The organism is Bacillus hominis (assembly GCF_018332515.1).
GTDB lineage: Bacteria > Bacillota > Bacilli > Bacillales > Bacillaceae_G > Bacillus_A > Bacillus_A hominis.
In genome coordinates, this window is the sequence record NZ_BOQD01000188.1 from 1 (window position 1) to 363 (window position 363).

Here is a 363-nt window from a genome sequence, read left to right on the forward strand (position 1 = left end):
AGGAAGCAGAAGAAGTTGTGGAATTAGAAAAATCTAAGGAAGCAGCCGAAGTTGCGGAGTTAGAAGAATCTGAGGAAGCAAAAGTTGTGGAATTAGAAGAATCTGAGGAAGCAGAAGAAGTTGTGGAATTAGAGGGATCTGAGGAAGCAGAAGAAGCTGTGGAATTAGAAGAATCTGAGGAAGAAGCCGAAGTTGCGGAGTTAGAAGAATCTAAGGAAGAAGAAGCTGTGGAATTAGAAGAATCTGAGGAAGCAGAAGAAGCTGTGGAATTAGAAGAATCTGAGGAAGAAGCCGAAGTTGCGGAGTTAGAAGAATCTAAGGAAGCAGAAGAAGTTGCGGAGTTAGAAGAATCTAAGGAAGAAG

At 41.9% G+C, this 363-nt stretch carries 1 protein-coding gene; it reads left to right on the forward strand.

From position 1 onward, the window contains the following. A partial coding sequence (locus KI356_RS18270; RefSeq protein ID WP_212936079.1) for a hypothetical protein occupies window positions 1-363 on the forward strand: 363 nt, incomplete at both ends.